The 6,327-nt window shown below is 62.9% G+C and carries 6 protein-coding genes and 1 pseudogene; all 7 read left to right on the top strand.

Features of this window, described 5'->3' with window-relative positions; all coding sequences use genetic code 11:
- Positions 1-469 (top strand): annotated as a pseudogene (locus NV1_RS46225) (transposase); the annotation flags it as partial.
- A gap of 109 nt (positions 470-578) precedes the next feature.
- Positions 579-833 (top strand): hypothetical protein, encoded by a 255-nt coding sequence (locus tag NV1_RS40505; RefSeq protein ID WP_067904639.1) that lies wholly within the window; start codon positions 579-581, stop codon positions 831-833.
- A 488-nt stretch (positions 834-1,321) separates the two neighbouring features.
- A complete protein-coding gene (locus tag NV1_RS43005; protein WP_084526659.1) occupies positions 1,322-1,939 on the top strand; it encodes an SDR family oxidoreductase in 618 nt (205 codons plus the stop codon).
- Positions 1,940-1,993: 54 nt separating this feature from the next.
- Positions 1,994-3,454 (top strand): aldehyde dehydrogenase family protein, encoded by a 1,461-nt coding sequence (locus NV1_RS40515; protein WP_307631390.1) that lies wholly within the window; start codon positions 1,994-1,996, stop codon positions 3,452-3,454.
- A 62-nt stretch (positions 3,455-3,516) separates the two neighbouring features.
- A complete protein-coding gene (locus tag NV1_RS40520; RefSeq protein WP_067904644.1) occupies positions 3,517-4,677 on the top strand; it encodes a thiolase family protein in 1,161 nt (386 codons plus the stop codon).
- A complete protein-coding gene (locus NV1_RS46555) occupies positions 4,674-5,144 on the top strand; it encodes a Zn-ribbon domain-containing OB-fold protein (protein ID WP_067904646.1) in 471 nt (156 codons plus the stop codon). The genes NV1_RS40520 and NV1_RS46555 overlap by 4 nt, the downstream gene beginning before the upstream one ends.
- Positions 5,145-5,158: 14 nt before the next feature.
- Positions 5,159-6,085, top strand: a complete 927-nt coding sequence (locus NV1_RS40530; protein WP_067904649.1) for an SMP-30/gluconolactonase/LRE family protein — start codon at positions 5,159-5,161, stop codon at positions 6,083-6,085.
- The last annotated feature ends 242 nt before the right edge of the window (positions 6,086-6,327 follow it).

Here is a 6,327-nt window from a genome sequence, read left to right on the forward strand (position 1 = left end):
GTGCCAGTGACGGTGCCGCGTTCACCGATCGGCGAGATCGTCCGCGCTGGCGCCCGTCGGATGCTCGAAGCCGCGTTGCGGGCCGAGGTCACCGCGTATGTCGAGCGGTTCGCCGGCCAGGTTGGCGAGGACAGCCGGAAGTTAATGGTGCGCAACGGCTACCACAACGAACGGCAAGTGCTGACGCGGCCGGCGCGGTGATGGTGGAAGCGCCACAGGTGAACTTCACACGCGTTGATGCTGAATCTGATGAGCGGCAACGGTTTTCCTTATCGATCCTGCCCGCTGGGCGCGTCAGTCCCCGCAGGTCACCGAAGTGCTGCCGCTGCTGTATCTGCATGGACTATTCATCGGGGACTTCGTGCCAGTCCTCGAGCAGTTCAGTCACCGGCAGGCGAGCGCACGGAGTACCTGGACCCGAGTGCTACGGAAAGACCGTGCCCCCGCCGGTGCGTCGGGAGAGCCGGATCGCTGATGAGATGTCGTGCCCGCACCGCGTGAGCACTGGTTCATTAGGTCGCGACGCCCCTCTCGCTGACTGCCGAGGCAAGGAGACCGCGACGCGACGGGGGAGTGGATTGCTGCTCATCGGTGACGACAGGGCCGAAGAGCACCACGACACCGAGGTGATGGACCCGGCGGGCAAGGTCCTGATCCGGGCTCGGCTGCCCGCGGGCGCTGCGGGTATCGCCAAGCTGCACAGCATCATTGGCGGACTGTTCGGAGAAAACGTTGAGCCCGAAGTTGTGGTCGGTATTCTCTACGACGAAGCGACAGCCTGGCCGGCGGAAACCGGTCAATCCACCCAACTGCCTCTGCCGCTCGACATCTGATAACCAAGGATGTCTTCCCGGAGGATGGCTGGTCGAAGTCTGTCGCCTGCCAGCCTTCTGGCAACCGACAGAAGTCGGCCTTACCCGGCCGTCCCGTTGGGCAAGAAGTAGGGACATTTCCATACCGCAAATCAGATGCAGCCCTTGGGATATAGCTGCCATCTGATGTCGCTCACAGTTGGAGGATCGTGCAGATGGCCCGTCCCCCGTGAATGAGACCGGGGCGGGCCTCGAGAGCCGATCCGGTACGCGATCCGGCACTTCGGCAGCGTGGATATACGGTTACACAGAATATGTGTTAGTGTCCAATGCCTAAGGATGTGCGGTCCTATTGACTGATGAACTCGGAAGCTGTGGGGATGTCAGATGACGGGATGGACTACTGGCAAGGTAGCGACCGTCATCGCCGGCGAAGGCATCGAGCGTCGGTTCATCCGAGAGGACGCGTCGGTCGTGACCGCTGACTGGGATGTTCCGCGTGACCAAGCTTGGTCGAGGAACTCGGTGCGAATGCGCTTGATGCGTCGCGCGAGGAGGAGGTCGCCGTGGTGGAGTTCGGTCGTCTCGGCGTCATCGTGGACAACGTCGCCGTCGCGGGCCCGACCGATCCGATCACGGAAGTATTTGAAGGTCGGAATTGGGCGATGTCCGTATTGACCGGAGGCCTTTTTTGCGGCACTGAGCTCGCTGCGCGTGTGATGAATCCCCACTGCGGTGCATCGATCATCTCCTTGGGCAGCACCGCCGCAGTGTTGGCTGGGTGGGGGCCGGATTGCGATGCCGTCGGCAAACGCGCCTTCGCAGGGATGACCAAGACGGTTGCTGAAGAACTCGCGCCATCGACGATCCGGGTGAACACGGTGCCAACCGGAAAGATGGTGAAAGCCGTTGGCTGCCTTAGCCATCCCACGGGATCCCACTGCTCTGGACGTGCTCGACCAGTTCGTTGCGATGGCCTCGACCGGGGAATCGCCGACTATCCACTGAGTATCGCGAACGCCGCCATGTACCTGGCCAGCGACGCGGGGCCACGTCTGCGAAGCAGAACCTGGCCGTCCACACAGGACAACCGTCGTCGGCAGCAATTCGAGGGTGAACGTCGTTGACGAAATAGCACCGTTCCCACGCAAGGAGTAGCAATGAAACTACAGGACTGGTCGATGTACATCGACGGGAAATGGACAACCGGACGCGCTGCTGAGCAACAGGACGTCATCAACCCCGCCACCGAACAGACCATCGCCCGGGTAGCGGTCGGCTCGGTAGACGACGTGGAGTCGGCGATTCAGGCGGCCAGCAGAGCCTTCGCGGACGGACGCGGAGAATGGCCATCGCTCAGTCGCGCGGACCGATCCAAAGCTCTGCACCGATTCTGCGACTCGCTCGAGGCGCGTAGCGAAGAGTTCGCTGACGTTCTGATCGCCGAGGCGGGCTCGACCCGGGCACTTGCCATCAGTCTGCAGTTCCGAGCCGGGGTGAACTCTGCCCGCTATTGGGCCGACCAGGCCAGAACGTTCACCTTCGACGAACCTCTTCCGCCGAATATCGTCGATGGAGTGGGCGTCGGGCAGATACTGATCCGCCAGGAGCCCATAGGCGTGGTCGCCGCGATCACGCCGTTCAATTACCCTGTCTTGCTCGGCCTGTGGAAGCTGGGGCCAGCACTTGCGATGGGCAACACCGTGGTGCTCAAACCCTCGCCATACACACCTGTTGCATCCCTCCTTCTGGCGCAGTGCGCCGACGACGCGGGCCTGCCACCCGGCGTCATCAATGTCGTGACTGGTGACGTAAAGGCAGGCGAAACGCTCACGACCCACCCGCTGGTCAGCATGGTGAGCTTCACCGGGTCCGATTCCGTCGGATCTCGGGTGATGGCACAGGCTTCCGGCACGTTGAAACGCGTGGTGCTCGAACTCGGCGGAAAGTCGGCGAACGTGGTGTTCGACGACGTTGATCTTGACGAACCGGCTCTGCTGGCGTCCTTGCTGCGGTTCACGATGCACGCCGGTCAGGGATGTGCATTGCCAACTCGAATCCTCGCGCAACGACGGGTCTACGACCAGATCGTGGCGCGGGTGCAGGCGGGTGTGGCCGCCATTCGGGTCGGGAATCCCGCGGACCCGGACGTCACGATGGGGCCGCTGATCAGTGCGGCGCAACGCGACCGGGTGGAACGGTACATCGGTCTCGGCGTCGACGAGGGCGCGACACTCGTCTGCGGCGGTGGCCGACCCGCCGGATTCGACCGAGGATTCTTTGTCGAGCCGACGCTCTTCGCCGACGTCCGCAATGACATGACGATTGCTCAGGACGAAATCTTCGGCCCGGTCGGTGTGGTCATCCCGTTCGACGACGCCGACGATGCGGTCTCGATCGCCAACGATTCGAACTTCGGTCTTGCCGGCGCGGTGTGGTCGAAAGACACCGCCCGTGCGATGCGCGTCGCCAACGGGATCCGAACCGGCATGATCTGGATCAACGGTTCGGAGCGGTTCGGAGGCGTATCGGGGCCGGCGCCATTCGGTGGGTTCAAGCGCAGCGGCCTCGGCCGGGAGCATGGACGGGCCGGCGCAGAGGAGTTCCTTCAGTTCAAGACGGTGTCGTATCCCGTTGGCTGAGCACCGCCTCGCTGATCGAACCGCAACAAGGCGGTCATGGTGCGATTAGGAGCGGAACCCCGATGAGCCATCCTTTCCGAGATGTGGCGGTCGTCGGTGCGTTCAACACGCGGCAGGCGCGGAGACTGGACGGCGTCGACGGGCCGGCCATCGAGTTCGAAGCGGTGGTGGGTGCGCTGCGTGACGCCGGCATCGCCAGCCGGGATGTCGATGCAGTCGTCGGCAGCTACCCCAAGGACCATATCTATGCGCTGGGTGCCGCTCCAGCCTCCCGGCGGGAGGGTCCCGGTGGGATCGTCGCTGTTCTCGACGGCGCGGCGCTGATTGCGACCCGTCAGGCGGACGTCGTCGTAGTCGCTAACGGCAACGCCGGAGGTTACGTCGACCGGGCATCCACCGCTCCGTGGACTCGACCTGCCAACGAGCTCGTGATGAGCTATGGGCTGTTCACCACCGCCGAATTCGCGCTGATGGCGCGGCGTCACATGGAGCGGTATGGAACCACCAGCGAGCAGCTTGCAACGGTGGCGGCGACTGTCCGCAACAATGGGCACGTCAACCCGGACGCGGTATACAGCGGACATGGTCCCTTCACTCCCGCGGACATCCTCGCCTCGCGCATGATCGCCGATCCGTACCATCTCCTGGATTGCGCGATGACCGCCGAAGGTGGTACCGCACTCGTGCTCGTTCACGCGGATCGATTGGCCGACCTCGACGCTACGCCGGTATGGATTCTCGGAGCAGGCGACGACGCCTGCGGAGCCGCCTACGCATTTCCTCCCGCCTGGGATGGCAACGGCGGCGGCGACGGTGAGATCTTCGGCTATGTGGGCCGAAGGGCCGCTCAGCGAGCGTTCGCAATGGCCGGAATCTCACGCGCCGAGGTCGACGTCGCCGAATTCTACGACCCCTTCTCGTTCGAAATTATCCGCCAGCTCGAGGCGTTCGAGTTCTGCCCGGAGGGCGAAGGTGGCGCCTTCGTCGAAGACGGTCGCACCGGTCCTGGCGGGGAACTGCCCATCGTGACCGACGGAGGCACCATGTCGTTCAGTCATCCCGGTCTGCCCGCGCTGCTCCAAAGGGTGGTTCGTGGGGTCGAACAGGTGCGTGGCAGCTGCAAGACCAACCAGGTACTCGATGCGCAGGTGGCCCTCTGCTCCAACGGTGGTTCCGGTGCACTGTTCAATGACGTGCTGCTGCTCGGGAAAGAACGACCATGACGATTCTTACACCTCAGCCACCGGGCATCCCGCTGCCCACACCGTCCACCGTCACGCAGCCGTACTGGGACGGTTGTCGCCAATCGGAGTTGCGGTATCAAGAATGCCGCCGTTGCGGTGCTCATCCACTGCGACCAGTCCCTCAGTGCCCGAACTGTGCGGGAGAAGTGTTGTGGTGCAGAAGTAAAGGGCGGGCGAACCTTTATAGCTGGACCGTAGTCTGGCGCACAGCGATGCCAGAATTTCAAATTCCCTACGTGCCGGCAATCGTGCTGCTCGAAGAAGGGGCGTATCTGATGAGCGCTATCGTCGGCTGCGAGCCGTCAGATCTGGCGACCGGCATGCCCTTGACCGTGGTGTTCGAATCTTACGGTGACGTCATCTTGCCGTACTTCGACGGCGCTACCCGGGAGGACGCATGGCCGGCAGCGCAGACAGTATCGCGTGATTCACTCGTGAAAGGCTAGGTTCGTTGCTCACGATGCAGCCGCAGAATCTCCGCACCCTCGCAGACGGTCTGCTGTTTCCCGAAAGCCCGGTGGCATGCGGCGATGGCACCTTCCTCGTCGTAGAGATCGCCCGCGAAACGGTGACCCGAGTACATCCGGGGGGAGGGGTCGAGGTCGTCGCGGAGTGTGGAGGGGGACCGAACGCCGTCGCCATTGGCGCCGATGGTGCCGCATACGTGACGAACAACGGTGGTGCCAACGCGTTTCGCGAAAGTAACGGCATGCTGATCCCGCTGTCCGAGCCGCCGAGCTCATGGCCGGGACACGGCTCGATCCAGCGGGTCGACCTCGCGAGCGGGAAGGTGACCACATTGTACGAGTCTTGCGACGAACATCCTTTGCGTGCACCGAGCGACCTGGTGATATCGCCGGATGGCTCGATCTGGTTCACCGATCACGGCGTCGCTCAGGAGCGAACTGTGGACCGGTCCAGCGTTTACTGGTGCAGGCCGGACGGAGAAGAGATCCGTGAGGTCATCTTTCCGGTCGAGCGGCCGAACGGAATTGCACTGTCGCAGAGTAATTCTCGTCTCTACGTAGCGGAGACCTTCACCGGCCGAACCTGGTACTGGGATATAGCGGAACCCGGCCGCGTGACACGCGGGATCCCGGCCCGGAAGTCGCGGAACCTTCTCATGGCCCCACAGGGACTGACGATGTTCGATGGCATGGCTGTGGACGGCGCAGGATGGGTGTGCGTCGCCAGATTGGGCGAGGGTGGGATCGTGAGCGTTCCTCCGGACGGGGATCCCGAGGCCGTCGAGTTCGTATCGCTGCCGGATCCGTTCGTTACGAACATCTGCTTCACCGGCGACCACGCGGTGGCGACGCTGGGTGCCACCGGCAAGCTGGTCATGTTCGACTGGCCACGCCCTGGTGGGGTCACGAACTTCAGCTGAGCATCATCAGAGGCCGACGCTCGAGCGAAGGAGCGTTGTTGCGTTGGCTCAACAGATCGTCAAGATGAATTGTCATAGAAAACCACTGAACCACACTGCCATTCGTGCTGATTGCGTGGTCCGCTCGAACAGCTGAATGTGTCGGGCTCTACCGAGAAAGTGAAAACGTGATGTTCCCAGTAGTACGGATCAACAATTGTCGAGATTCTCGAAATGGTATTGCGCCGCTGCTGTTGCGGATG

It is taken from the genome of Nocardia vaccinii NBRC 15922 (assembly GCF_001613305.1).
GTDB lineage: Bacteria > Actinomycetota > Actinomycetes > Mycobacteriales > Mycobacteriaceae > Nocardia > Nocardia vaccinii.

What these genes read in the sequence shown, in the direction of transcription:
- NV1_RS40515 (WP_307631390.1), top strand. Translation starts at nt 1,994, where the DNA reads ATGTACATCGACGGGAAATGGACAACCGGACGCGCTGCTGAGCAACAG.
- NV1_RS40520 (WP_067904644.1), top strand. Translation starts at nt 3,517, where the DNA reads ATGAGCCATCCTTTCCGAGATGTGGCGGTCGTCGGTGCGTTCAACACG.
- NV1_RS46555 (WP_067904646.1), top strand. Translation starts at nt 4,674, where the DNA reads ATGACGATTCTTACACCTCAGCCACCGGGCATCCCGCTGCCCACACCG.
- NV1_RS40530 (WP_067904649.1), top strand. Translation starts at nt 5,159, where the DNA reads ATGCAGCCGCAGAATCTCCGCACCCTCGCAGACGGTCTGCTGTTTCCC.